Genomic DNA, 25,510 nt, shown 5'->3' with positions numbered 1-25,510 from the left:
ACAACTGACGTCTCGCGGGCCGCATGCCCGGCGCCCCACCCCGGGCATGTCCGCGACCCGGCACTCGTTGTCGCTAACTGCGAGCTTTAGCGACAACAACTGACGTCTCGCGGGCCGCATGCCCGGCGCCCCACCCCGGGCATGTCCGCGACCCGGCACTCGTTGTCGCTAACCGCGAGCTTTAGCGACAACAACTGACGTCTCGCGGGCCGCCTCCCTGGGCGCCCGCCCCGCGCATCCACGTTCCCACCCCGCGCATCCGTCGTTCCCACCTCGCGCATCCCCACACCCCACCTGCGCCGAGAAGTCGCCTTTACGTCTAGCGGGGCGCGGGATGACGTGTTTGCGACTTCTCGGGGAGGTGGGATGAGCGGGCGGCCACGAATCCGGCCACGAGGCTGATCGCTATGGCGACCGCCGCGCCCAGGAGGGTCTCGAGGGTGCGGTCGCGCAGGAGCGCCACCTCGTCGAGCGGATGCGCCAGCTGCGACATGAGCAGCGCGAGCGGGGTGACGAAGATCATGGTGAGGCCGTAGTTGCGCATCACGAAGAGCTCGGCGCCGACCTGGAGCAGCACGATGAACAGGATCAGCACGAGCGGGGACGCGGCCGAGCCCGATCCCGTGCCTGACCCCGCGTCGGGTCCGGCGCTGGATGTCGTGGCGGCGGCGACCGCCAGCAACAGCGCCGCTAGGGCCACGCCGAGGAGGGTGCCGAGCACCCGCTGGCCGGCGCGGATCAGGTGGCCGGCGGTGTCTGCAGCGCCGAGCGCGGCCACGGCCGAGACCATCGCCCAGTAGGGGTGCCCGAGCCCGGTCGCCGTGGGAATGAGCCCCGCGAGCAGCACCGCAGCGGCCACCGCGACCACCTTGGCGAGCTCGCCGGGGCGCTTCCACGTCGCGCCGAAGGAGATCGCGAGCCGGGTCGGCTCCCGGTGGCGCCACCGCGGAAGGGCGAGGCCGACGGTCGAGATCACCATCGCCACGACCGCGCTGACGGCGGCGAGCACGAAGGCGGTGAGGATGCGGCCGGCATCCGCGGGCACCGACGCGCAGGCCGCCAGGGCGAACACGAAGAACAGCGCGCCCGGCGGGTGCCAGTCGAGGGCATCGGCGACGAAGGTCGCGACGGCGGCCACGACCGCGACGACCGGGAGCACGATCCAGTCGCGGGCCCCGGAGACGCTCACGGCCGTGCCGATCACGACGGCCAGCACGAGACCGACTCCGGCGCTCGCCTGCATCCGGAGCCGGGTGACGTGCGTGTGCGACCGGCCGTAGAGCGCGGTGAACGCGCCGAAGACGGCGTAGAGCGCGAGCTCGAGGTGTCCGGTGGCGGCGAGGATGCCGAGCGGCACGGCGACGGCGACCCCGGCCCGGAGCGCCACCCAGTGGGCGCCGCCGTGCGGCCTGACCTCGACCAGACGCCGTGGGTGCGGGAGCAGTGTCGTGCGGGTGGTGGGGGTCTGCGGCGTCGGGTGGGGTGGCTGGGTTGGGCCGCTCGGCTGGGTTGGGCTGATCAGCTGGGTCGGGCGGGTCGGGGTGGTGGTCATGCGGTCTCCTGTCGTCGAGGGCGCCGCTGACCTGAAAGTAGTTTACTCGTGAACTACTGTACCCTGACGTCGTGTCCTCCGAACGAATGCCCGACCCCGGCCCGCACAGCAAGGCCGAACCCGTAGGCGATCGCGAGGCCAGATCAGTGCGTGAGCGTGGGCATGGGCCTGCGCTCGACGCAGGGGAAGACGTCGTCGACGGGGTGCGCGCGGCGTGGGCGCAGCTGCAGCCCGGGCTCGACACCGAGCCGATCGACGTCGTCGGCCGTATCCTGCGCGCCTCCGCACTCGTGACCCGCGCGGGCGACGAGTTCCTGGCGCGCTACGGACTCACCCGGGGCGAGTTCGACATCCTGGCCGCCCTCCGTCGTCAGCCCCAGCCGCAGTCGCCCGGATCCCTCCGCACCGTGGCCCTCGCCACCGGCCCCGCCACGACCAAGCGCCTTCGCTCGCTCGAATCGCGGATGCTCGTGGACCGCTCGGCGAACCCCGCCGACGGACGCGGCGCCCTGATCAGCCTGTCGGCATCCGGAACCGCCCTCATCGACGACGTCTTCCCCGCCCTCCTCGAGGTCGAGCGCACCCTGCTCGACGGCATCCCGCCCGCCGCCCGCGCCAAACTAGTTGAGGGACTCCGCACGCTGCTCGCAAGCGTCGAGCAGAAGCTCCCCGGCACGGTACCGACGGAGCCCAACACCACTGACGGCCCCTGACGCCGTCGCAGCCGGAGAAGCCGCCGAATATCCGTCGTTACCGCGGATAGTTTGGGCCGCCGGGGTGGGGACGAGGGTCAGACGACCGGGAAGCCCCGCTGCGGCGCAGGCCGGCGAGGTCAGGGGCGCGGGTCAGACGACCGAGAAGCCGGGCGGCAGGGTGCCGCGGCCGGTGAGGGCCGCCAGCAGGGTCTCGCCGTCGCCGCGCATCGCCGCGATGCCGGCCGCGAGCTCGAGGGTCGCCGCGATCGCCTCGGGCGACTGCCCGTGCGGCAGGCCGGTGGCCCGGCTGATGTCGATCGAATGCACGACGAGCTCGAAGGTGCGGGTGCGCAGGTACTCGGGCAGTTCGATGCCCAGTCCGCCGATCGAGACGATCCGCTCCGGCGGAGCCGAGTCGACCAGCGCCATCGCGCGCGCCAAGGCATCGGCGATCGCCTGCGCCGGATCGGCGCCCAACCAGATGCCCGCTTCGACGCCCCGCGCGGCCACGGCCACCGGGTCGGTCAGGTCGCGGTAGACCCGGGAATAGTAGCCCTCGGCGTTCTGCACGTTCGGGTAGCCCGGGTCGTCGAGCAGCAGGTAGCTCTCGACGGTCAGGATGGCCCGGGTCGTGTGCCCCACGAGCGAGCGCAGGCTCCACTCGCCGAGCGCGACGGAATCCCACTGGTCGTCGGGGATGCGGGTGACGAGGTCGTGGAACGCGGTGGCTGAGTGGAAGTACATGGCGGCGCTGCCCATGGCTCAATCGTGGCACAGGTGCAGACGAATTCCTTCCGGCCCTCGGGCGCCCGGATGCCAGACTGGAGGCATGCCAGCGACCCGCCCCGAACCCGGCCCGCTCGAGGGCCGCTACATCCGTCTCGAGCCGCTCACGCGGGATCACCTGCCCGAGCTCTTCGCCGCGATCGGCCGCCCCGAGGTCTTCGCCGGCGGCTACGGGGGTGGCCCCGCCGGCTACCGCTCGACCGAGCCCGAGTTCATCGCGTGGGCCGAGGGCTACTACCAGTGGGACCGCGGCAACCCCTACGCCATCCGCCTTCTCGGCGGCCCGGATGCCGGGACCCTCATCGGCACCTCGACCCTCGGCGACTTCGTGCCGGCGCTCGAGGCGACGCACATCGGCTGGACCGCCTACGACCCCCGGGTGTGGGGAACGGTCGTGAACCCTGAAGCAAAACTCCTCCTTCTCGGACTGGCTTTCGAGCACGGATTCGGCCGGGTCAAGATCCAGTCCGACGTGCTCAACACGCGGTCGCGCGCGGCGATCGCGAAGCTCGGCGCGACCTTCGAAGGCATCCATCGCCGCGACGTACCGCGCGCCGACGGGAGCTGGAGGGATTCGGCCGTCTTCTCGATCATCATCGACGAGTGGCCCGCCGTTCGGGCCGCTCTGACCGAACGTGTGGAGAACCAGGGCGGCGGCCGGCCTGTGCAGATGTCGTGAGCATCCTGACCGCTCGTCGCGAGCGTGGCGAACAGCGCTCGAAGGTGATGGGATAGCGGCATGGAAGCTATCTACACTGCAATCGCACACGCATCCGGCGGCGGACGGGACGGCCACGTCAGGAGCGAGGACGACCGCCTGGACTTCGACACCCGCCCGCCCAAGGAGATGGGCGGCTCGGGTGAGGGCACCAACCCCGAGCAGCTCTTCGCCGCCGGGTACTCGGCCTGCTTCCTCGGCGCGGTGCACGCGGCCGGGCGCGAGCTGAAGCTCGACACCACCGACGCCGAGGTCTCGGCCAGCGTGTCGATCGGCAACAACGACGCCGGAGGCTTCGGCCTCGCCGTCGAGCTCGACGTCTACGTGCCCCACGTCTCGCCCGAGGAGGCGCAGCAGATCGCCGACAAGGCGCACACGATCTGCCCCTACTCCAACGCCACCCGCGGCAACATCGACGTCAACCTCGCGGTCGTCGAGTAGCCGGAACGCTCGGCATCCGCAGCTCTCGAGGGGCCAGACCCTTCGAGTAGCCAGACCCCTCGAGTAGCCAGACCCCTCGAGCAGCCGGAGCCCTCGACCGGCGGCCGCCGCACCACGCGCGGCGGCCGCCGACCTCGAACAACGGTCAATGCACCACGTGCAGACGCCATTTCCCCCGCTGAGCCTCCGTCGCGCGGGTCCGATGTCGGGCCCGCGCGATATTCTCGGGCGGTGACACCCAAACGCACCACCGTCGTCCTCCAGTTCGCCGCGCTCGGCCTGATCTGGGGCGCGAGCTTCCTCTTCATGAAGGTCGCGCTGGGCGGCATCTCGTTCGGCCAGGTGGCCTGGACCAGGCTCATGCTCGGCGCCGTCACCCTCGCCGTGCTCATCCTCGTCACCCGCACCGCGCTGCCTCGCAAGCCGATCGTCTACCTGCACTTCGTGGTCATCGGCTTCTTCGGCTGCGCGGCGCCCTACCTCCTCTTCGCCTGGGCCGAGCAGTACGTCACCTCGGGCCTCGCGAGCATCTACAACGCGGTCACCCCGATCACGACGGCGCTCATGGTCACCCTGGTGTTCCGGGTCGAGCGGCTCGACCGATCCCGGGTGCTCGGCGTGGTGGCCGGCATCGCGGGCGTGATCGTGATCATCGCGCCCTGGTCGTTCGCGGTCAGCGAGGCCGCGCACGGAGACCTCGCCCTCGAGCTCGCCGGCCAGCTCGCCTGCATCGGCTCGGCGCTCTGCTACGGCTTCACCTTCGGCTACATCCGCCGCTTCATCTCGGCCCGGCACCCGGTCAGCGGCCTCACCGCGGCCTTCCTCCAGGTCGGCATGGGGGCGGTCATCCTCCTCGTGCTCACCCCGGCCGTGGCGCTCGGCCCGATCGCCCTCGACCCCGCGATCGTGGTCAGCCTCGTCATCCTGGGCGTGCTCGGCACGGGCGTCGCCTACTACTGGTACATGAATGTGCTCAACGCCTGGGGGCCCACGGCGACCTCGACGGTCACCTACCTGACCCCGGTGGTCGGGGTCGCGCTCGGCTTCTTGCTGCTCGGCGAGACACTGAGCTGGAACGCGCCGCTCGGGGCCCTGCTGGTCTTCCTGGGCATCGTCCTGGCACAGGGCCGGCTGCGCATTCCGCGCCGGGCCGCGGCCGCTAAAGTTTGAGCATGGCTGACACGACGGCGTCCACCGGTGGCTTCGACACCGAGGCGGATGTCTACGACCGACTCACGAGCATCCGCCAGTCGATCGACAACATCGACGCCGCCCTCATCCACATGCTGGCCGAGCGGTTCAAGTTCACCCAGACCGTGGGGCGCCTGAAGGCCACGCACGGGCTGCCGGCCGCCGACCTCGAGCGCGAGTCACGCCAGATCAAGCGGCTGCGGGCGCTCGCCGAGGAGTCGCACCTCGACCCGGCGTTCGCCGAGAAGTTCCTCAACTTCATCGTCGCCGAGGTCATCCACCACCACGAGCGCATCGCGGCCGACGCCGCCGAGTAGCGCGCGCGTGCACGAACGGGCTGATATTCGCGCCTCTACGTGCATAGTGCACGCGTGATCGCGATTATCAGCCCGTTCGAACACGCAATCGCGTCAGACGCCTGCGCGGAGGAGGCTCAGCCCCCGACGACCGGCCCGAACTGCTCCGGCAGGGCCGCGCGGTGGGTGCGCGACAGCTCGGCGAGCGGCACCTCGAACTGGCCCTGGATCTCCAGGGTGCCCGACTCCGCATCGGTCACGCCGATCCGCAGCGCCGGGATGTCGCGGCCGGCGCACAGGCCCTTGAACTTCACGTCGTCCTCGCGCGGCACCGCCACGAGCACCCGCGCGGTCGATTCGCTGAACAGCGCGTCCGACGCCGAGACGCCGTCGCGCTCCATGATCTCGTCGAGCCAGACGCGCGCGCCGATCCCGAACCGCAGCACCGACTCGGCGAGGGTCTGGGCGAGCCCGCCGTCGGAGAGGTCGTGGGCCGAGTCGATCAGGCCCTCGACCGCACCGGCCTGCAGCAGCGACGCGAGCGCGGCCTCGGCCGGCAGCGAGACCTGGGGCGGGCGGCCACCGAGGTGGTCGTGGATGACGCCGGCCCAGGCCGAGCCGTCGAGCTCCGCGCGGGTCGTGCCGAGGAGGTAGAGGTTCGACCCCTCGTCCTGCCAGCCCGAGGGCACGCGGCGGGCGACGTCGTCGATCACGCCGAGCACCGCGACGACCGGCGTCGGGTGGATCGGCTGCGACCCGGTCTGGTTGTAGAACGAGACGTTGCCGCCGGTGACCGGGATCTCGAGCTCGAGGCAGCCGTCGGCCAGGCCCTCGACGGCCTGGGAGAACTGCCACATCACCTCGGGGTTCTCGGGGCTGCCGAAGTTGAGGCAGTCCGAGACGGCGACCGGGGTCGCTCCCGTCACGGCGACGTTGCGGTACGCCTCGGCCAGCGCGAGCTGGGCGCCGCGGTACGGGTCGAGCTGGCAGTACCGGCCGTTCGCGTCCGACGCGAGGGCGAAGCCGAGGCCCGACTCCTCGTCGACGCGCACCATGCCGCCGTCGTCCGGGAACGACAGGGCCGTGTTGCCGAGCACGTACCGGTCGTACTGGTTGGTGATCCACTCCTTCGAGGCCATGTTGGCCGAGCCGACCACCCGCAGGAACTCCGAGCGCAGCCCGTCTCCCGAGGTCGCTCGGGGCAGCACCGAGGCCGACGACGCCTGCAGCTCGTCGATCCACGACGGGTAGGCCACGGGGCGCTTGTAGACCGGGCCGTCGACCGCGACGGTGCGCGGCTCGACGTTGACGATCTCCTCGCCGTGCCAGTTGATGACCAGGCGGCCGGTGTCGGTGACCTCGCCGAGCACGCTGGTCTCGACGTCCCACTTCGCGGTGACCGCGAGGAAGCCCTCGAGCTTGGACGGCTCGACGATCGCCATCATCCGCTCCTGGCTCTCGGACATCAGGATCTCCTCGGCCGTCAGCGACGGGTCGCGCAGGAGCACCTTGTCGAGCTCGATGAACATGCCGCCGTCGCCGTTGGAGGCGAGCTCCGAGGTGGCGCACGAGATGCCGGCCGCCCCCAGGTCTTGGATGCCCTCGACCAGCGAGCCGCGGTACAGCTCGAGGCAGCACTCGATCAGCACCTTCTCGGCGAAGGGGTCGCCCACCTGCACGGCGGGGCGCTTGGTGGGGCCGCCGGCCGAGAAGGTGTCCGACGCCAGAATGGATGCTCCGCCGATGCCGTCGCCGCCGGTGCGCGCCCCGAAGAGAACGACCTTGTTGCCCACGCCGCGGGCGTTGGCCAGGTGAAGGTCTTCGTGCCGCAGCACGCCGACCGAGAGCGCGTTGACCAGCGGGTTGCCTTGGTACACCGCGTCGAAGTAGGTCTCGCCGCCGATGTTGGGAAGGCCCAGGCAGTTGCCGTAGAACGAGATGCCGCTCGTGACGCCGTGCACGACACGGGCGGTGTCGGGATGCTCGAGCGCGCCGAAGCGCAGCTGGTCCATCACCGCGACCGGGCGGGCGCCCATCGAGATGATGTCGCGCACGATGCCGCCGACGCCGGTCGCGGCACCCTGGAACGGCTCGATGTAGGAGGGGTGGTTGTGCGACTCGACCTTGAAGGTCACCGCCCAGCCCTCGCCGACATCCACCACACCGGCGTTCTCGCCCATGCCGACCATCAGGTTCTTCTTCATCGCCGGGCTGACCTTCTGGCCGAACTGGCGCAGGTAGATCTTCGACGACTTGTACGAGCAGTGCTCGCTCCACATCACCGAGTACATCGCCAGCTCGCCGCTGGTCGGGCGGCGGCCCAGGATCTCGCGGATCTTCGCGTACTCATCCGCCTTCAGCCCGAGGGCTTCGTACGGCTGCTCCCGCTCGGGGGTGGCGACGGCGTTCTCGACGGTATCGGCAATGCTCACGCGGCCAGGACTCCTTGAGTTGCGGGGGGTGGGATGCGCATCGATTCTACCGGGCGGGGGGTGGGGGTCGGCGGGGTACGGATGCGGGGGTCGGCGGGGTGTGGATGCGGCAGTCGGTGGCGGGCGGATGCGGTGGGTCGGCCGGGTGTGGATGCGGGGGCGAACAGGCGACGGATGCCGAGCAAACTCCCGGCTGCGAGGCGTAGCGTCGGGGGTACCGGCAGGCGCATCCCGACGCGCCCGACGGCAGCGGCCCGGCGGCCGCTCCGCAGCACGGAGGAGATCGACATGGCACGCACCTGGACACGATGGATCCCCGCGATCGCGGCCCCCGCAGCGGTGGCCGTCGTGGTGGCGGGCGGCTTCGCCGCGAGCGCCTCGGCCGACCTGCCGCAGAAGAGCGCGCAGGAGGTGCTGGAGCTCGCCGCTTCCGCCGACGTCACGGCCTTCTCGGGCACGATCCAGCAGAGCGCCGACCTCGGGCTGCCGGACCTGTCGAGCGTGCCGGGCGGGTCGGGCGCGGCCGGCTCGGGCAGCGGCGGCTCCGGCAGCGGCGGCTCCGGCTCTACCGGCGCATCCGGTTCCTCCGCCGACGCCACGGCCTCCGTCACGAGCGCGCTCGAGCTGCTCACCGGCAGCCACTCGGCCCGCGTCTACGCCGGCGGGGAGGGCCTGCTCCGGGTGCAGGTGCTCGACCAGCTCGCCGAGCGCGACGTCATCCTGAACGGCGACGACCTCTGGCTCTACGACTCCGAAGACGACAGCGCCGTGCACGCGACCCTGCCCGACCACGCCGCCGACGCCAGCAACGCGACCCCCCTCGAGACCGGCACCATCCCCACCCCCGCCCAGCTCGCGCAGCAGTTCATCGACGCGGTCGACCCCACGACCGACGTCTCACTCGGCGCCGACACCTCGGTCGCCGGCCGCGACGCCTACGACCTCGTGCTCACGCCCCGCAGCTCCGAGACGCTCGTCGGCTCGGTCTCGATCGCGGTCGACTCCGCGACCGGACTCCCGCTGCAGGTCGAGGTGCTCGCCCGCGGCGCCTCGAGCCCCGCGTTCAGCGTCGGCTTCACCTCGCTCTCGCTCGACACCCCGTCGAGCGACCTCTTCGACTTCACCCCGCCGGCCGGCACCGACGTCACCGAGAAGACCGTGACCCCCCACGAGGGCGCGGGCGCGGGCGACGGCACGGGCGAGGGCCTGCCCGAGTCGCAGAAGCCCACGGTCACCGGCACCGGCTGGAACGCCGTGGTCGAGACCGCGATCGGCGGCGACCTCTCCTCGCTCGAGTCGAACCCGCTGTTCGCCCAGCTGGCGACCCCCGTCGACGGCGGCGACGCCCTGCAGACCACGCTGGTCTCGGTGCTGCTGACCGACGACGGCCGGGTGCTCGCCGGGTCGGTCCCGGTGCAGACGCTCGAGCAGGCCGCGGCCGAGTGACCGATCCGGCCGGCGCCGAGCCCGCCATCCTCACCCGCGGCCTGACCAAGCGCTTCGGCCGCTCGACGGTGGTGAACGGCGTCGACCTGACGGTTCCGCGGGGGTCGGTGTTCGGCTTCCTGGGCCCGAACGGGTCGGGCAAGACGACGACGATCCGGATGCTCCTCGGACTCGCGGGGGCCACCTCCGGCGACATCCGCGTGCTGGGACACGAGATGCCCGGCCGCGCCGCCGCCGTGCTGCCGGGGGTCGGCGCTCTGATCGAGGGTCCGGGCTTCTACCCGTACCTCTCCGGCGCCGCCAACCTGCGCCGTCTCGACGCGGCCGACGGATTCGCGCCGCACGCCACCCGGTCGGCCCGCGTCGATCGCGCCCTCGACCGGGTCGGTCTCGGACACGCGGCCGGCAAGAAGGTGCGCGCCTACTCGCTCGGCATGAAACAGCGGCTCGGCATCGCCAACGCCCTCCTCGCCCCCCGCGAGCTGATCGTGCTCGACGAACCGACCAACGGGCTCGACCCGCAGGGCACCCGCGAGGTGCGCAGCCTCATCCGCTCGCTCGCCTCCGAGGGCACCACCGTCTTCGTCTCCAGCCACCTGCTGAGCGAGATCGAGCAGATGTGCGACCACGTCGCGGTCATGCGCGCGGGCCGGCTCGTGGCACAGGGCAGTCTCGACGAGCTGCGCAGCACCGGCCAGGCGCGCGTGCGGGTCGAGGTCGTGGCGGCGGATGCGGCGGCCGCCGAGTCGGTGCTCGCCCGCCTGACCGTGGCGGCGGCGTCCCCGACCGGCCCCCACGGCGCCGTTGGTGCGGAGGCGCGGGTCGCTCCGGATGCGGATGCGCGGGTCGTCGCGGGTGCGGCTGCGCCGGGCGGCGTCGAGTCGACGCCCGGTTCGACCGCGGGCGAGCGGATGCTCGGGGCGGCTCTGCCCGACGGCCTGCCTCCGGAGAGGATCGTCGCCGAACTCGTCACCGCCGGGGTGCGGGTGCGCGGGTTCGCCGTGGAACGGGCCTCCCTCGAGGAGCTGTTCGTCGAGCTGACGGGGGAGGGCTTCGATGTCGTCCAGTGAACCGATACGCCCGGAGCCGGCCGCCGCAGCTCTCGACGCCCGCCGTCCGCGGCGGGCCATCGGGTTCGGCTTCTTCCTCTCCGAGCTCGCCGTGCTCTTCCGGCGCAAGCGCACCTGGGCGATGCTCGCGGCGCTCGCGGCCGTGCCCATCCTGATCGCCGTCGCCATCCGGGTTACCGACGGCGGCGACGGGCGGGGGCCGGCGTTCCTCGACCGCATCACCCAGAACGGCCTGTTCGTCGCCATGACGGCGCTGGTCGTGGCGATCCCGCTGTTCCTCCCGCTGACGGTCGGCGTGGTCGCCGGCGATTCGATCGCGGGCGAGGCGAACGCCGGCACGCTGCGCTATCTGCTGGTGTCGCCGGTCGGGCGCATCCGGTTGCTGGTGGTGAAGTTCGCGGCCGCCGCGGTGTTCTGCCTCGCGGCGACGGTGACGGTGTCGCTCGCGGGCATCCTGATCGGGGTCGCGCTCTTCCCGGTCGGGCCGGTCACCCTGCTCTCGGGCGACCAGGTGAGCGTGGGGGAGTCGTTGCTGCGCTCGCTCCTGATCGCGGCCTACGTGACCGTGGGGCTGCTCGGGCTCAGCGCGATCGGCCTGTTCATCTCGACGCTGACGGATGCCCCGGTCGGCGCGATGGCCGCGACGGTCGTGATCTCGATCGTCTCGCAGGTGCTGGGGCAGTTGTCGCAGACCGAGTGGCTGCATCCGTGGCTGTTCAGCTACCACTGGCTCGACTTCGCCGATCTGCTGCGGCAGCCGGTGGACTGGTCGTCGTTCGGCTCGAACGCGCTGCTGCAGCTGGCGTACGTGGCGGTGTTCGGCGCACTCGCGTACGGCCGCTTCACGACGAAGGACGTGCTGTCGTGAAGCGGCCGTAGCCGTGCTCGGTGCGGCGGGCGCGGTGCGGTTGGGTGCGGTACGTCGGGCGCGGTGCGTTGTGCTCGGTGCGGTTGGCGCAGGACGCCGGGGCGTTACTCGCCGATGCCCGCCAGGGTGCCGGTGACCTTGCCGCTCGGGTCGAAGACGAGGCAGCTGATCAGGTGGTCGCCGCCCTCGGTCCAGGAGGACTCGGTCGGCTTGTAGTAGGTGAAGTCGTAGAACGACTCGTCGTAGGGAACGCCCACGAAGGTCTGGAACGCGTCGGCGCAACCGGACTCGCCCTGCGACTCGATCGCGTCGTCGCCAGGGTACGCGCCCCCGGTGAGGTCGAAGTCGTAGTAGACCTCGAAGTCGTGCGGCGCCGAGCACTCGACGAGCGGGACCTCGGTGATCTCGGTGCCGGTCTGGTCGTCGAGGCAGTCGCCGACCTGCAGGGCGAAGACGTCGGTCTGGGTGCTGTCGGGGGAGTCGCTGCTGCTGCTGCCGCCGTCGCTGGTTCCGCTGCCGTAGTCGTAGTCGTCGGTCGCGGCGGTTCCGGCCACGACGGCGAGGATGATGGAGAGGATGACGAAGAACGCCGTGATCAGCGTCAAGGCGCCACCGACGATCACACCGGCCAGCGCCGGGCCGTTCTTGTAGCCGGCCTTCTTCGACTGGCTCAGCGCGATGGCCGAGATGATGAGGCCCACGACGCTGGCGATGATCGAGGCGACCAGGCCGATGATGCCGAGGGTCTTGCCCGGGAAGTCGCCCGGGGCGAAGCCGGCCGCGGGCGGGTAGGCGCCGGGCTGTCCAGGCTGGCCGGGCGCCTGGTACGGAGGGTGCTGCTGCTGGGCACCGGGCTGCTGCCCGTAGGGCTGCTGGGGGCCGGGGGTGCCGGGCTGTCCGGGGGTGCCGGGCTGCTGGGAGCCGGGCTGTCCCGGTGTGGAGCCCTGGTAGGGCGGGTACGGGCCGCCGGCCGGGGGAGCGGGCGGGGTCGTGCCGCCGCCGGCGGGCGGCGGGGGCGGAGTCGTGCCGCCGGCGGGGGGCGGGGGCGGGGTCTGGCCGTAGGGCTGCGTCGGGCCGGTGGTGTTTGCGCCGGGCTCGCTCGTGCCGGCGCCGCTCGCGCCGGGTTCGCTCGTGCCGGCGCCGCTCGCGCCGGGTTCGCTCGTGCCGACGCCGCTCGCGCCGGTCTCGCTCGTGCCGGCGCCGCTCGCGCCGGGTTCGCTCGTGCCGGCGCCGCTCGTGGGGGCCGCTGCGGGCGGGGTCGCCGGGGGCGTGTCCGGGCCGGCGCCGGTGGGCGAGTCGTTCTCCTCGGGGGAGCTCGGCGGCTGGTTCTGGTCGCTCATCGTCTACCTCTACCTCGTCAAAAGAGTTCCGCATCCTCGGATTCCGGCGACACACCGGACCTGCGGCTTGTCCCGACGCTACCAAGGGCCACGCCGGTCGGCCATGGGGAGATCTCCCCGCGGCGTCTCGCGGCTGCGCGAGACTTGTGCCACCGGCGCGCATCCCGCGACAGCCGCATCCCCCACTCCACGACCGGAACGGACCCGACCTCATGACACACATCGACTGGACCACCGGCGAGTGGAGCACCGAGCCCGCCCGGGTCGAGATCGCCGACGACGGGATGCGCGTGACGGCCGTCGAGGGCAGCGACGCCTGGCGGATCACCTCCTACGGCTTCATCCACGACGACTCGCACGCGCTGCTCGCACCCCTGGGGCGTTCCGCGGCCGTCGAGGTGTCGTTCGTGCTGGACTTCTCGGAGCAGTTCGACCAGGCGGGCGTCTTCCTCCGGGTCGACGAGACGGAGTGGATCAAGGCGGGCGTCGAGTGGAGCGACGGCGCCGCGAGCCTGGGTGCGGTCATGACCCGGGGGCGGTCCGACTGGTCGCTCGGGCCGGCAGCCGGGTGGGAGGGGCGCACCGTCACCGTGCGCGCGAGCCGGTCGGGGGATGCGGTGACGATCCGGGCGCGCGTCGACGACGAGCCGTGGCGCCTGGTGCGGGTGGCTCCGCTCGACCCGGAGGCCGAGCTGAGCGCCGGGCCGTACTGCTGCGCACCGTCGCGGGCGGGCCTGGAGGTGCACTTCACCTCGTGGCGCACGACGGAGGCCGACGCGGCCCTGCACCCCTAGCCGCGGTGCCGGCATCGGCCCCTCCTGATGCCCGGATGCGCGGGCGCCGGCCGGCCCCACCCCCACCCCCACGATGCGTCCGCCCGGCGGCCGTGCCACGATGAGGGCATGCCCGTCGTCGAGTCCCGCTGCGTCGTGCCGGTGACGGTGGACGTCGCGTTCGCGGTCTCGCAGACCACCGGCGCGACCCGCAAGCGGTGGGACCCCTTCATCCGCCGCCAGTTCTTCGTCGGCGGCGCGACCCTGCCGGCCAAGGGCGTGAGGACGTTCACCGTGCAGCGCTTCGGCTTCCGGATGGAGAGCGAGTACGTCTCCTACAACCCGCCGTCGAACGTGGGCATGAAGATGACGAAGGGCTCCTGGTTCTTCGAGCGACTGGCCGGCGGCTGGAAGTTCACCCCCGTCGCCGGAGACCCCGCGAGCACCCTCGCCGTCTGGCGCTACAACTTCGCCTGCCGACCGAAGTGGCTCGCGCCCCTGGCGGAGCGCATCGGCGCCGTGGTGCTGCAGCGCGACATGGATCGGCGCATCCGCGGCTTCGCAGGCGGATGTACGGACCCGCTCGTGCTCGCGGCGGTGTGCGCGCCCGCCCCGCCCCGCTGAGCCGCCGGGGCACCCTGAGCCGGGACTGGTGAGCGGCCGCCCCGCTGAGCCCCCGCCCCCTGGGTCGAGCCCGGCCGCCCCCCCCCCCCCCCTCAGCGCGCCCCGTCGTCGCGGCTGCTCTCGGACGCGCCGAGCACCGCATCCACCTCGGCACGGATGAGCGAGAAGGTGTCGTAGCCGGCGATCGCCCGGCCGAGCTCGGCGACGTTCTGCCGATACGAGTCGTCGACCAGCACCCGCAGCACCGCGTCGCGCACGGCGTCGGCATCCGGTCGCCCGGTGCGCAGGTCGATCCCGGCGCCGAAGTACTCGACGCGTGCGGCGACCTCCGGCTTGTCCTCGGCGGCACCCGCGACCACGAGCGGCACCGACGCCGACAGGGCCGCCATCGTGCCGCCGTAGCCGCCGTTCGTGACCATCACGTCGCACATCGGCAGCAGCCGGTCGTAGGGCAGGAACTCCGCCGCCCGCACGTTCGACGGTAGCGCCCCCAGCCGGTCGACGGGCGCGCCTCCGGTCGACACCACGACATGCAGGTCGAGGTCGGCCATGGCGTCGATCGTCGGGCGGATGACCGCGGTCGGGTCGTGGTTGTCGAGCGTGCCCTGGGTGACGTGCACGATGTGGCGCGCGTCGGCCAGATCCGACCACCAGGCCGGAAGCTCCGGGGCCGAGCGCCGGCCCGCAGCGGTCGTGGGGGGCAGGGCGCCGACGAACCGCACGTTCTCGGAGAGGTCGCGGCGGTCGTACTCGAACTCGCGCGGGCCGAGGTGCAGGTAGCGATCGGGGAGCCTCGAGAAGTCGACCACGAACCCGTCCGGCTTCCGCCCGCCGGCCTCGACCAGGAGTCGGCCGGCGAGCTTCTGCGCGTGGGCGAAGAACACCCGGCGCGCCATCTCGTTCAGGGCCCGGTTGCGCAGACGCGCGAGCGGACCGGAGGCCATCCGGATCCCCGAGTTGAACGGCGGGGTGTCGACGCTGAGCTGCGCCAACGGCCCGATCCCCACGGCCAGCACCGGCACCCGCTCGCCGCGCTCGCGCTGCAGCAGGGGCAGCGCGCCGGCGAACAGGCTGTCGATCAGCACGATGTCGATCGGCTCCGCGGCGAGCACCTCCGACAGCGCCGCCCACTGGGCCGGGATCGGCCGGATGAACGTGCCCTCGATCTGGTACTGCGAGAGGGCGATGCCCGAGTACCGCGCCGCATCGGGGATGAAGGAGGAGGGGTCGCGCTCGTCGAGATCCGCGGCGCCGTGCAGCGACCGGAACTCGAGGCCGCTCGCGGCCACGGCCTCGGCGAACCGGGAGCCCGTCAGCATGATCACGCGATCCCCCCGGGCGGCGAGGTCGCGGCCGATCGTCAGGAGCGGGTTGACGTGCCCGTAGAGGGGGTTGGCGCACAGCAGCACGGTTGCCATCAGTCGTTCCGTTCGATCGGGGGTGCGGGATGCGGGAGGGCGAGACGCCGGAGGGAGGCACGCAACCAGGTCGTGTATTGCGTCCGGGTCCAGCCGAAGTCGTCGATCAGGTGCTCGTACACCTCGTGCGACACGAGCACCGACACGGTCGCGGTGGCGTACTCGACCTCGTCGGCGGCGATCGCGCCGCGGGAGACCAGCCACGGGCCGGCCATCGCGAGATCCGCGTGCCGACGGGCACGGGATGCGTCCAACAGCGTGCGGATGTCCGGTTCGGCGTCGGCGGCGGCGCGGGCCGTGCGCCAGAGGGCGTCCGACCGGGCGATCGAGTCGCTGACCAGATCGGCGTAGGCGTCGAGGGCCTCGCCCAGGTCGGCGAGACCGAACACGGCCGCGTAGGCCGGTTCGTCGGCGAGCGGGCGGTCGCCCTCGGCGCCCGCGAAGGCGACCGTCATGGCCGTGGCGAGCAGGGACGACTTGGAGCCCATCGCGTACACCGACTCGACCGACACCCCCGCCGTCTCGGCGATCGCCTTCATCGTCGTGCCGGCGAAGCCCCGCTGCTCGAACAGGGTCGATGCCGCGGCGATGATGGCCGCGCGGGTGCGGGCGGCCCGGGCGGATCGCTTCGGGAAGCGTGCGGCGCTCTCGTTCATGACCCCTCCTCGGTGACTACAGTCAGACTGTACCCAAGTCGGTGGGCATGCGGCAACACCCGCGGCGGCCCGCCGCGTCCTGCGGCGGCCCGTCGAGACACGCAGCTCGCGCGCGACCCGGAGTACGGTGACGAGTGGCGGCGCGAGCCGTCGGAACGGAGCCGGGATGACCCTCGCGATGCGCCTCACCCGGATCGCCGCCGGCCTCGTCTTCTCGGCCCGCCGCGGTCGCGCCGAACCCGCGGAGAGGCGCGCCGCCTGGTTCGCCCGGCCGTACCCGGAGCCCGCGCGCATCCCGAAGCGGCTCGAACGCCTCTGCCGCATCGAGACCACGACCCGGGTGGGGCGCCCGGTCATCACCCTCACGCCGCGCGACCGCGAACCGGCCGTCGAGCTCGTCTACCTGCACGGCGGCGCCTACGTGAACCCGCTGCTCGGCGCGCACTGGGCGATCGTCGAGCAGCTGGTGCGGCGTCTCGACGCCCGCGTGACCGTGCCGCTCTACGGGCTCGCGCCCTGGCACACCGTCGACGACGCGCTGCCGCTGTTGCGCGAGGTCTACGCCGAGGTGGATGCGCGGGCGTCGGGCTCCGGGCTGGCCGCCCCGAGCGTGTCGCCCGGTGCGTCGGGGAGCGGGCGTCGGGCGCCCGTGGTGCTCGCCGGCGATTCGGCCGGGGGCGGCCTCGCTCTCGCGCTCGCGATCGACCTCCGCGACCGGGCGGCGCTCGCGGCTGCGGCCGGGACGGCGGGGCCGGGGTCGGGCGGCGGGGGCGCCGCCCCCGACGCCCTCCTGCTGATCTCGCCGTGGGTCGACGTGCGCCTCGAGAACCCCGCCATCCCGCCGCTCGAGGCCCGCGACCGGATGCTCGGGGTCGGCACCCTGAGACTGGCCGGCGAGCTGTGGCGCGGCTCGCGCGCTGCGGACGACCCGCTCGTCAGCCCGATCACCGACACGCTCGCGGGGTTGCCGCCGATTCGCGCGGTGGTCGGCGGGAAGGAGCTCCTGGTGCCCGATGTCTCCGCCTTCACCCGACGGGCGCGGGCGGCCGGTACCGATGCCCAGCTGCGCATCTACCCCGACGGCTTCCACGACTTCGTCGGAGCCACCTTCACGCCCGAGGCCCGGGATGCCCTCGCCTGGTTCGCCTCCGCCGTCCCCCGCGACTGACCAGGCCGGCGAGCGGGAGGAGAGGCCGGCGCCGCCGGGGGCGGCCGGCGTCGGTGGCGGGACGTACGCTGGAGCGGTGTCCCGCGCATCCACCCTCATCCGCCGTCTCGCCTGGGGCAACGGCCCCGCGCTGCCCCGCGACGTGGTGGTGCTGGGGGTCGTCGCCTTCTTCGTGATGCTCGGGTTCGGCGTGGTCGTGCCCGTGCTGCCGGTCTACGTGCGCAGCTTCGGCGTCGGCTACTTCGAGGTCGGCGCGGTCGTCTCGGCCTTCGCCGTGATGCGGCTCGTCGCCAACCCCTTCGTGGGCAAGCTGATCGACTTCGCGGGCGAACGCGTCATCCTGGCGACCGGCATCGGCATCGTCGCCCTCTCCAGCGCCCTCGTCGGCCTCGCGCAGGACTACCCGCAGGTGCTCCTCCTCCGCGGCGCCGGCGGCATCGGCTCGGCCATGTTCTCGGTCTCGGCGATGACCCTGCTGCTCGCCTCGACCTCGCCCCAGGTGCGCGGCCGGGCGGTCGGGTTCTACCAGGGCGGGTTCCTGATCGGCGGCATGGCGGGCCCCGCGGTCGGCGGGCTGCTCTCGGGCATCTCGTTGCACGCGCCGTTCTTCTTCTACGCCGGCACCCTCGTCGTCGCCGGGATCGTCGGGCTCGCCCTGCTCAAGCGCCACGCCCCCGTCGACCCATCGGCACCACGTGAGGCTCCGCGGCCGATGCGGCAGGTGCTGAAGGATCCGCGGTACCAGTCCGCCCTGCTCGCCAACCTCGCGCAGGGCTGGGCCGCGATGGGCGTGCGGAGCGCGCTCGTGCCGGTGCTCGTCGTCGAGCTGCTGCACCGCGAACCCGCGTGGACGGGCATCGCCTTCGCGGTCGCCGCCGTCGCCCAGACCCTGGCGCTGCTGCCGGCGGGCCGCTTCGTCGACTCGGTCGGCCGGCGCCCCGCGATCGTCGCCTCGTTCGCGGTGGGCGCCGTGGTCATGCTCGCGATCCCGTTCGTGCCCAACATCGGGGTGCTGATCGTGCTGCTCTGCGTCTACGGCGTCGCGGCCGCGTTCATGGGCACGGCGCCGGCGGCCTCGGTGGGGGATGCCGCGGGCGGGCGGGGCGGCCAGCCCGTCGCGGTCTTCCAGGCGGTGGCGGATGCGGGGGCCATCGCGGGCCCGCTCGTCGCCGGCCTGCTCGTCGACGCCTTCGGGTTCCCGGCCGCGTTCGCCTCGGCCTTCGTGCTCATGGCGGCGGCGGCGGTCTTCGCCCTCCGCATGCCCCGCGCTCGCGCCCTCGTCCCCGCCCCCGCCTGACCCCCGCCCCGCTCATACCCGCGCGCCCCACCCCTCCCTCATCCCGCTGAGAAGTCACGTTTACGTCCAAACCCGGCGTTTTGGACGTAAAGGTGACTTCTCGGCGAAGTGTGGGTTGGGGCGGGGAGAGGGGTGGGGGCGTCGGACCGTGGGGCCGCAAGGTGGGGCCGCGAAGCGGGGCGGGGCTAGCGGAGGGCCGCGGCCAGGAAGTCGCGCATCGCCACGACCAGCCGCAGCCGCGAGTCGGCGCGACGGTACTCGTGCCCCTCACCCGCCAGCTCGAGGTACTCGACCGGGCGCCCCAGCTCGCGGAGCGCCGCCACGATCCGGTGCGCCTCCCCGATCGGCACGTTCGTGTCGAGCTCCCCGTGCACCACGAGCAACGGCACCTCGATCCGCTCGGCCCTCGCCAACGGCGAGATCGACCGGAGGAACTTCTTGTCGTGCTCCGGATGCCCGTACTTCGTCACCGCCGCCGCCGCGATCCACGGCTCGGTCTCGGCGTAGAAGGTGAGCAGGTGCGACATGCCGCAGATGTCCACCCCGGCCGCGAAGACCCCGGGCGTGAAGGCGAGCGCCGCGAGGGTCAGGTAGCCGCCGTAGCTACGACCGGTGACCGCGATCCGTGCCGGGTCGGCGATGCCGCGCTCCACGAGCATCCGGGCCGCCGCGGTCACGTCGTCGAACGCGCCCTGGCGCTTCCGCACGTCGTCGGCATGCACGAACTCCCGCCCGAAGCCCGACGACCCGCGCACGTTGGGCGCGAAGACCGTGATCCCGGATGCGGCCATCACCTGGTGCTGCGGACTGAACGTCGGCCGCTCCTGCGACTCGGGCCCTCCGTGCAGATGCAGCATCGCGGCACCGGCACCCGCACCGGCACCGGCGTCGGCACCGGCAACCGCGCCGGCTCCCGCACTCTGGCCACCGCCGGCACCCTCACCCGCGCCAGAACCCGCACCCCGATACAGCCACCCCGTGATCTCGAGCCCGTCGGCCGACGCGAACCGCTCGAGCGTCGGCTCCACGAGCGCGACCTCGGGCAACCGCGGCACGTCGCTCACCCGCGACCAGCGCAGCGAATCCGTCTCGAGCTGCCAGAGCTCGCGCGGCCGGGTCGGCCCCTCGACCGCGAGCAGCACCCGCGATCCGTCGCGACTGAGCACTGGACTCGTCGCCACGGCCCCCGGCAGCCCGGGCACCGCCCGCGACGCACCGGTCGCCGTGTCGTAGAGTTCGAGCTCGCTGCGTCCCGCCACGTTCCAGACCAGCAGCAGCAGCCGGCCCGCGTCATCCGCATCCAGCTCCTCGAGCTCGGCGTCGGGTCGCTCGGCGAGCACGACGGGTGCGCGGCTCCAGTCGTCCGGGTCGACGGGCATCGCCACGAGCTGACGCCGGGGCAGCCCGACCTCGGTGGCCGCGTAGACGACCGCGGGCGCATCCTGACCGGGGGGCGAGGGGCGGATGAACGCGACATCCGTCGCCCCGGTCGCCGGGTGCGGCATCACCGGATGATCGGTGTCGGTCTCCCGGTCGACGACCACCGCGAACTCGTGCCCGCGCCGCCCGTCGCGCAGCACCAGCATGCGCTCGGCGGCCGACAGGTCGAGCACGTGGATGAGCTCGCCCTCGGCGAGCGGATGCAGTTCTCCGGTGAGCGGATCGGCCAGGTACGAGCGGGTCGGCTCGGCGACCTCGGTGGAGGGCACGGTCACGACGACGCGGTGGCCGCTCCTGGTCCAGGGCCCGAGCTCGGCGTGCCGCTCGGGCGGGCCGGAGATGCGGCGGGCGTCGCTGCCGTCGGGGCGCACCACCCAGACCTGGGTGCGCACCCCGCCGTCGGTCGCGACGGCGCAGGCGAGCCAGGCCGAGTCGGCCGACCAGCTGACCGCGACGACGGGATCGTGGGTGAACGAGATGCGGGAGGCCGTCGCACCGGGCGCGACGTCCTGCACCCAGACCTCGGGCGAGCCGCCCCGGTCGCTGAGGAAGGCGACCCGATCGGCGTCCGGGGTCATCGAGGGCCCCCAGCTGCCCCAGGCGCCGACGAGGGCGGCGGCGAGCTCGTCGCCGCCGGTCCCGACCGGCACCTCGGCCCCGCTGCCCACGGCCGCGTGCCGTCCCGTCATCGGATGCCCTGCTCCTGCAGCCACATCTCCAGCAGCGCGAGCTGCCAGAGCGCGTTGGAGCCGAGGGTGGTGCGCGTCTCGTTCGGTGTCCTGAGCATCCGCTCGACGGTACTCCCGTCGTAGAGCCCGCGCGAACGGGCGGCCGGATCGGTCAGCGCCTCGCGCACGCGATCGAGGTACGGCCCTTCGAGCTGCCGGATCGCCGGCACCGGGAAGTACCCCTTCGTGCGGTCGATCACCTCGTCCGGCACGATGCCGCGGCTGGCCCGCTTGAGCACGCCCTTGCCGCCGTCGGCGAGCTTCAGCTCCGGGGGGATGCGCGCGACCAGCTCCACGAACTCGTGGTCGAGGAAGGGCACCCGCGCCTCCAACCCCCACGCCATCGTCATGTTGTCGACCCGCTTCACCGGGTCGTCGACGAGCATGATCGTCGTGTCGTTGCGGAGCGCCGCATCCACCGAGGTCTCGGCGCCCGGCTCGGCGAACCGGGCCCGGATGAAGTCGGTCGCCGCATCCGAGGTCGCATCGAGCCAGGCCGGCGCGAGCAGGTCGCCGAGCGCGGGCCGGCGCCGGTCGAAGAACACCTCGGCGTAGGCCTCGGCGGCCTGTGGGCGCGGCACCCCGGCCAGCGGCGGGTACCAGTCGTAGCCGCCGAGCACCTCGTCGGCGCCCTGGCCCGACTGCACGACCTTCACCGACTTCGACACGTCCTCCGACAGGAGGTAGAACGCCACGCAGTCGTGGCTGACCATGGGCTCGCTCATCGCGCGCACGGCGCCGTCGATCCCGGGGAGCAGCCGCGCGCTGTCGATCGCGATCCGGTGGTGGTCGGTGCCGAACCGCTCGGCGACCAGGGTGGAGTACTCGAACTCGTCGCCGGACTCGCCGCCGGCGGAGTCGAAGCCGATGCTGAAGGTCGCGAGATCGCTCTGCCCGGCCTCGGCGAGCAGCGCCACGACGAGGCTCGAGTCGATGCCGCCGGAGAGCAGCACACCGACCGGCACGTCGGCGACCATCCGCCGCTCGACCGAGGTGCGGAGGCTCGTGATCAGCGCCTCCTCCCAGTCACGGCCGGTCCAGTCGGCGCGCCCCGGGTCGCGCTCGAACTCGGGGCGCCAGTAAACGTGGTCGGTGCTCCGCCCGTCGGCGTCGATCAGGCGCACGGTGGCGGGCGGCAGCTTGGTGATGCCGTTCAGGATCGTGCGCGGCGCCGGCACGACGGAGTGGAAGGTGAGGTAGTACTCCAGCGCCGTGCGGTCGATCGAGGTGTCGACGTCGCCGGCCTGCAGCAGCGCGGGCAGGGTCGAGGCGAACCGCAGCCGGCCGGGCCGCTCGTCGAGGTAGAGCGGCTTGATGCCGAGGCGGTCGCGGGCCATCATGATGCGACCGGATGCCTGCTCCACGATCACGAACGCGAACATGCCGAGCAGATGGTCGACGCAGTCGCTGCCCCACTGGGCGTAGGCCTTGCCGATCACCTCGGTGTCGGAGCCGGAGAAGAAGCGGTGGCCGTGCCCCGCGAGCTCGGCGCGCAGGTCGCGGTGGTTGTAGATGCAGCCGTTGAAGACGATCGAGAGCCCGAGGTCGAGGTCGATCATCGGCTGGCTGCCCGCGGCGCTGAGGTCGATGATCGAGAGCCTGCGGTGGCCGAGGGCGACCCCGTCGTGCGACCAGAGTCCTGAGCCGTCCGGCCCGCGGTGCACCTGGCAGGCGGTCATCCGCTCGACGACGCCGACGTCGGCACCCCGGCCGTCGAACCGCAGCTCACCCGCGATGCCGCACATCGGGCACCTCCTCCGCGTCGGGGGCGTGAGCGGTGCCGGGGGAGTCGGCGGGGCCGGGGGCGTCGGCGGGCCCGGGGGCGGATCCCCTCACCCGCTCCGCCGCCCGCCGCGCCGCATCCGCCACCACGAGGGGCGGTTCCTCGGTGACGATCCAGGTGTCCTTCGCGCCGCCACCGCGCGAGGAGTTGACGACCATGCTCCCCTCGGGCGCGACCCGGGTGAGTGCGAGGTCGGCCAGCTCCCAGCCGTCGGGCGTCGCGTAGACGAAGACGCGCAGGTCGACGTGCCGCGGTTCCAGCAGCGAGGCCGGCGCGGCCGCACCGGGCAGCACCTCCCCGGCCCGCTCGATGAAGGTCGGATGCGACGACAGCGCCACCACCTCCTGCGCGACCCAGTCGGCCGGGTCGGCGGCGATCTCGGCCCGCCGGGCGGCCACCTCGGCGGCGGTCGCGGCCGGCCCGATCAGCACCCCCTGGCCACCGTGCCCGTCCACCGGTTTGGTCACCAGCTCGCCGACCCGTTCGAGCACGCCCCGCCGCTCGGTCTCGTCGCTGGTGCGGTAGGTGGGCACCTGCTCCAGCAGCGGGCGCTCGTCGAGGTAATAGCCGATCAGGCCGGGCACGTTGCAGTACATCGCCTTGTCGTCGGCGATCCCGTTGCCGGGGGCGTTGGCGAGGAACACCCGCCCGGCGGCCGCGACCTCCATCACGGCGGCGCCGATCGGGGCGCCGGAGGAGTCCGCCGCATCCGGCAGCTCGACGTCGAGCCGGAGGTACAGCGCGTCCAGCGCGGCGCCGTCGGTGCGGTCGTGCACCCGGCCGTCGCGCACCCGGCCGTCGCGCACCTCGAGGTCGTCGACGCCGAGCAGCCGCAGCCCGGCGCCCTCGGCCAGCGAGCGGTGCTCGAACCAGGCCGTGCTCGCCGGGCCGGTGGAGACGAGCGCCCCGACCCCGCCGGCCGGCAGCACCGACCGCCGCAGGAGGTCGGGCAGGCTCGAGGGGTCGAGCATCCCCGCCGGTCGGGGAGCCGTCGCCACCGCGTCCATCAGCTGCCGGATGGCGACCGAGTAGGCCGCTCCGCTCGGGTTGCGCAGGTTGTCCTCGAGCACGCGCCAGCCGCCGAACTCGTTGCGCACGAGGTCGAAGCCCATCACCGGCGCCCGCACCGTGCCGTTCGGGATCGACCTGGCCTCGTCCCGCCAGCCCGGCGCATCCCGGATCGCGTTCTCGGGCAGCAACCCGTCGGCCACGATCTTCTGCTCGCCGTAGATGTCGTCGAGGAAGGCCTCGAGCGCGCGGGCCCGCTGCGTGAGGCCGGCGCCGATCTGCTTCCACTCGTGCGCCTGGATGACGCGGGGCACCAGGTCGACCTCGAAGTCGCGCACCTCGCCGTCGACGCCGAAGGTGAGGCCGTGCTCGCGCGTCCAGGCGGTGACCGCCGCCATCCGCTCGGCGACGAGGGCCGGGTCGAGCTGCTCGTAGTGGGCGACGATCGCCTCGTAGGCGGGCCGCGGCCGGGAGCCCGGCCCGACCGCCTCGTCGCCCGCGCGGGTGCGGTAGGTGCGCAGCGCCGGGGCCGCGGGCGGGATGCCGCTCGCCGGTCCGTGCGTCTCCTCGACCACGAGCTTGACCACGGCCGCGAGGTCGCCGCGCTCGGCGAAGGCGGCGCGCTGGCGGTCGGCCGAGTTGCCGCGGGCGAGGAGGGTCTCGGCCAGGGTCGAGACCTGCTCGTAGTCGCCGAGCTCCTCGAGCTGGGGGCGCAGGCGCCGGATCAGGTGCCGCACCGCGTGGGCGGCGGCGGTGGGTCGCGGATGCGCGGTGTCGTCGAGCAGATCGCCCGTGAGTCCGCTGCGCGCGGCCTGCCACATCGCGGCCCGGTGCACGGGGGCGGCCTGGGGCACGAACGGCAGCCCGGCCTCGATGTCGAGCTCGGCGGCCCGCACCGAGGCACGGAACAGCCCCGCGATCAGCACGGCGTCGTCGACGATCGGGCAGGCGTCGCAGACCCGCAGCTCGAGGGTCGGCGCGTGCGAGGAGGGGCGCACCTCGAAGTAGGCCATCTTGCTGTCGGCGATCACGCCGGTGGCGAGCAGGTCGGCCAGCAGCTCGTCGTACTCGGCGGCCGAGCCGAGCGGGCCGGTCGCACCGGCGCTCGGCCAGCGCTGCCAGATGATCGAGCGGATGCTGGAGTAGCCGGTGTCGTGCCCGTTCCAGTAGGGCGAGCTCGCCGAGACGGCCAGGAGCACCGGGAGGTCGCGGGCCACCCGCTGCGCGATGTCGACGGCGAGATCCCGGTCGGACACCCCGACGTGGATCTGCGTGCCGCAGATCAGCTGCTCGTCGACCAGCAGGCGGTACTGCTCCTGCATCCGCCCGTACCGGCCGGTCGTGGTGAGCTCGAAGTCGGCGAACTCGCTGCGCGGGGCCGTGCCCACGCAGGCGATGCCGACGTCGTCGGGCGCCGCGGCCTCGATCACCCCGCGGCGGAGCCGGAGGATCTCCTCGCGGAGCCCGTCGAGCCCGGAGACCACGTCGGTGTTGGTCTCGACCGTGGTGCGTTGGATCTCGGCGGAGTAGTTCTCCGTAGGGAGCCGGGACAGGATCTGCGGCGCGCGCGCCGACAGCTTCCCGCTACCGAGATCGATCAGGTGGAGCTCTTCTTCTGCGCCAAGCGTCAACTCCGCTGCCATGGGCACACCCTACGGCGGTCGGGCGACGCCTGTCCGAACTCCGACCGGATTGCAAGCGAGGCCGCCGGAATGTGTAGCTCAAATGAACGCCCGACCCCTATTCACCGACATCTGGCCCGGGTTAGCATGGCAACTGT

General features: G+C 72.9%; 21 protein-coding genes. 12 read left to right on the top strand and 9 right to left on the bottom strand.

Annotated features, from left to right (window positions below; all coding sequences use genetic code 11):
- Positions 1–319 precede the first annotated feature (319 nt).
- The gene (locus AC59HU_RS07215; RefSeq protein WP_497222700.1) at positions 320–1,552 is read right to left on the bottom strand and encodes an FUSC family protein; all 1,233 of its coding nucleotides are present in this window, start codon (positions 1,550–1,552) and stop codon (positions 320–322) included.
- Positions 1,553–1,623: 71 nt separating this feature from the next.
- Here AC59HU_RS07215 and AC59HU_RS07210 point away from each other — a divergent pair, with 71 nt between their 5' ends.
- Positions 1,624–2,265, top strand: a complete 642-nt coding sequence (locus tag AC59HU_RS07210; protein ID WP_497222699.1) for a MarR family winged helix-turn-helix transcriptional regulator — start codon at positions 1,624–1,626, stop codon at positions 2,263–2,265.
- Between the two features lie 132 nt (positions 2,266–2,397).
- Here the strand turns inward: AC59HU_RS07210 and AC59HU_RS07205 are convergent, their stop codons facing one another.
- Entirely contained in the window at positions 2,398–3,006 is a 609-nt protein-coding gene (locus AC59HU_RS07205) for a maleylpyruvate isomerase family mycothiol-dependent enzyme (protein WP_497222698.1), read from the bottom strand.
- A gap of 70 nt (positions 3,007–3,076) precedes the next feature.
- On the opposite strand from AC59HU_RS07205, the gene AC59HU_RS07200 reads away from it, so the two are divergent.
- From AC59HU_RS07200 to AC59HU_RS07185, 4 genes are all read left to right on the top strand, one after another.
- A complete protein-coding gene (locus tag AC59HU_RS07200; protein ID WP_497222697.1) occupies positions 3,077–3,712 on the top strand; it encodes a GNAT family N-acetyltransferase in 636 nt (211 codons plus the stop codon).
- 60 nt (positions 3,713–3,772) lie between these two features.
- Complete coding sequence (locus tag AC59HU_RS07195) at positions 3,773–4,192, top strand: organic hydroperoxide resistance protein (protein ID WP_497222696.1); 420 nt, start codon at positions 3,773–3,775, stop codon at positions 4,190–4,192.
- Positions 4,193–4,423: 231 nt separating this feature from the next.
- Positions 4,424–5,362 carry a DMT family transporter gene (locus AC59HU_RS07190; RefSeq protein WP_497222695.1) on the top strand — a complete coding sequence of 313 codons (939 nt, stop codon included), beginning with the start codon at positions 4,424–4,426 and terminating at the stop codon, positions 5,360–5,362.
- A 2-nt stretch (positions 5,363–5,364) separates the two neighbouring features.
- The gene (locus tag AC59HU_RS07185; protein ID WP_497222694.1) at positions 5,365–5,700 is read left to right on the top strand and encodes a chorismate mutase; all 336 of its coding nucleotides are present in this window, start codon (positions 5,365–5,367) and stop codon (positions 5,698–5,700) included.
- 116 nt (positions 5,701–5,816) lie between these two features.
- On the opposite strand, the gene purL is transcribed toward AC59HU_RS07185, so the two are convergent.
- On the bottom strand, positions 5,817–8,111 hold the full coding sequence (purL, locus tag AC59HU_RS07180; protein ID WP_497222693.1) for a phosphoribosylformylglycinamidine synthase subunit PurL: 2,295 nt from the start codon (positions 8,109–8,111) through the stop codon (positions 5,817–5,819).
- Between the two features lie 288 nt (positions 8,112–8,399).
- On the opposite strand from purL, the gene AC59HU_RS07175 reads away from it, so the two are divergent.
- From AC59HU_RS07175 to AC59HU_RS07165, 3 genes are read left to right on the top strand one after another with little or no spacing between them, the layout of a single operon-like run.
- Positions 8,400–9,557, top strand: a complete 1,158-nt coding sequence (locus AC59HU_RS07175; protein WP_497222692.1) for a LolA family protein — start codon at positions 8,400–8,402, stop codon at positions 9,555–9,557.
- Positions 9,554–10,627 carry an ABC transporter ATP-binding protein gene (locus AC59HU_RS07170; RefSeq protein WP_497222691.1) on the top strand — a complete coding sequence of 358 codons (1,074 nt, stop codon included), beginning with the start codon at positions 9,554–9,556 and terminating at the stop codon, positions 10,625–10,627. Before AC59HU_RS07175 ends, AC59HU_RS07170 begins: the two co-directional genes overlap by 4 nt.
- Complete coding sequence (locus AC59HU_RS07165; RefSeq protein WP_497222690.1) at positions 10,614–11,495, top strand: ABC transporter permease; 882 nt, start codon at positions 10,614–10,616, stop codon at positions 11,493–11,495. Before AC59HU_RS07170 ends, AC59HU_RS07165 begins: the two co-directional genes overlap by 14 nt.
- 104 nt (positions 11,496–11,599) lie before the next feature.
- Here the strand turns inward: AC59HU_RS07165 and AC59HU_RS07160 are convergent, their stop codons facing one another.
- A complete protein-coding gene (locus AC59HU_RS07160) occupies positions 11,600–12,835 on the bottom strand; it encodes a DUF4190 domain-containing protein (protein ID WP_497222689.1) in 1,236 nt (411 codons plus the stop codon).
- 212 nt (positions 12,836–13,047) lie between these two features.
- Between AC59HU_RS07160 and AC59HU_RS07155 the strand changes: the two genes are divergently transcribed.
- The gene (locus AC59HU_RS07155; protein WP_497222688.1) at positions 13,048–13,629 is read left to right on the top strand and encodes a DUF1349 domain-containing protein; all 582 of its coding nucleotides are present in this window, start codon (positions 13,048–13,050) and stop codon (positions 13,627–13,629) included.
- A 108-nt stretch (positions 13,630–13,737) separates the two neighbouring features.
- Positions 13,738–14,232: an SRPBCC family protein gene (locus tag AC59HU_RS07150; protein ID WP_497222687.1), complete on the top strand. Its 495-nt coding sequence runs from the start codon at positions 13,738–13,740 to the stop codon at positions 14,230–14,232.
- Positions 14,233–14,324: 92 nt separating this feature from the next.
- Here the strand turns inward: AC59HU_RS07150 and AC59HU_RS07145 are convergent, their stop codons facing one another.
- A complete protein-coding gene (locus AC59HU_RS07145; RefSeq protein ID WP_497222686.1) occupies positions 14,325–15,650 on the bottom strand; it encodes a glycosyltransferase in 1,326 nt (441 codons plus the stop codon).
- Positions 15,650–16,306, bottom strand: a complete 657-nt coding sequence (locus AC59HU_RS07140) for a TetR/AcrR family transcriptional regulator (protein WP_497222685.1) — start codon at positions 16,304–16,306, stop codon at positions 15,650–15,652. The genes AC59HU_RS07145 and AC59HU_RS07140 overlap by 1 nt, the downstream gene beginning before the upstream one ends.
- A gap of 166 nt (positions 16,307–16,472) precedes the next feature.
- On the opposite strand from AC59HU_RS07140, the gene AC59HU_RS07135 reads away from it, so the two are divergent.
- The gene (locus AC59HU_RS07135) at positions 16,473–17,474 is read left to right on the top strand and encodes an alpha/beta hydrolase fold domain-containing protein (protein WP_497222684.1); all 1,002 of its coding nucleotides are present in this window, start codon (positions 16,473–16,475) and stop codon (positions 17,472–17,474) included.
- Between the two features lie 76 nt (positions 17,475–17,550).
- The gene (locus tag AC59HU_RS07130) at positions 17,551–18,771 is read left to right on the top strand and encodes an MFS transporter (protein WP_497222683.1); all 1,221 of its coding nucleotides are present in this window, start codon (positions 17,551–17,553) and stop codon (positions 18,769–18,771) included.
- A gap of 185 nt (positions 18,772–18,956) precedes the next feature.
- Here the strand turns inward: AC59HU_RS07130 and AC59HU_RS07125 are convergent, their stop codons facing one another.
- From AC59HU_RS07125 to AC59HU_RS07115, 3 genes are read right to left on the bottom strand one after another with little or no spacing between them, the layout of a single operon-like run.
- Positions 18,957–20,900 (bottom strand): S9 family peptidase, encoded by a 1,944-nt coding sequence (locus AC59HU_RS07125; RefSeq protein ID WP_497222682.1) that lies wholly within the window; start codon positions 20,898–20,900, stop codon positions 18,957–18,959.
- Positions 20,897–22,684 carry an N-acetylglutaminylglutamine amidotransferase gene (locus AC59HU_RS07120; protein ID WP_497222681.1) on the bottom strand — a complete coding sequence of 596 codons (1,788 nt, stop codon included), beginning with the start codon at positions 22,682–22,684 and terminating at the stop codon, positions 20,897–20,899. The genes AC59HU_RS07125 and AC59HU_RS07120 overlap by 4 nt, the downstream gene beginning before the upstream one ends.
- Complete coding sequence (locus AC59HU_RS07115) at positions 22,665–25,373, bottom strand: glutamate--cysteine ligase (RefSeq protein WP_497222680.1); 2,709 nt, start codon at positions 25,371–25,373, stop codon at positions 22,665–22,667. Before AC59HU_RS07115 ends, AC59HU_RS07120 begins: the two co-directional genes overlap by 20 nt.
- Positions 25,374–25,510 lie beyond the last annotated feature (137 nt).

The sequence above is a fragment of the Herbiconiux sp. 320_LB genome, from assembly GCF_059691755.1.
This window is presented reverse-complemented; position numbering and strand designations above follow the sequence as displayed.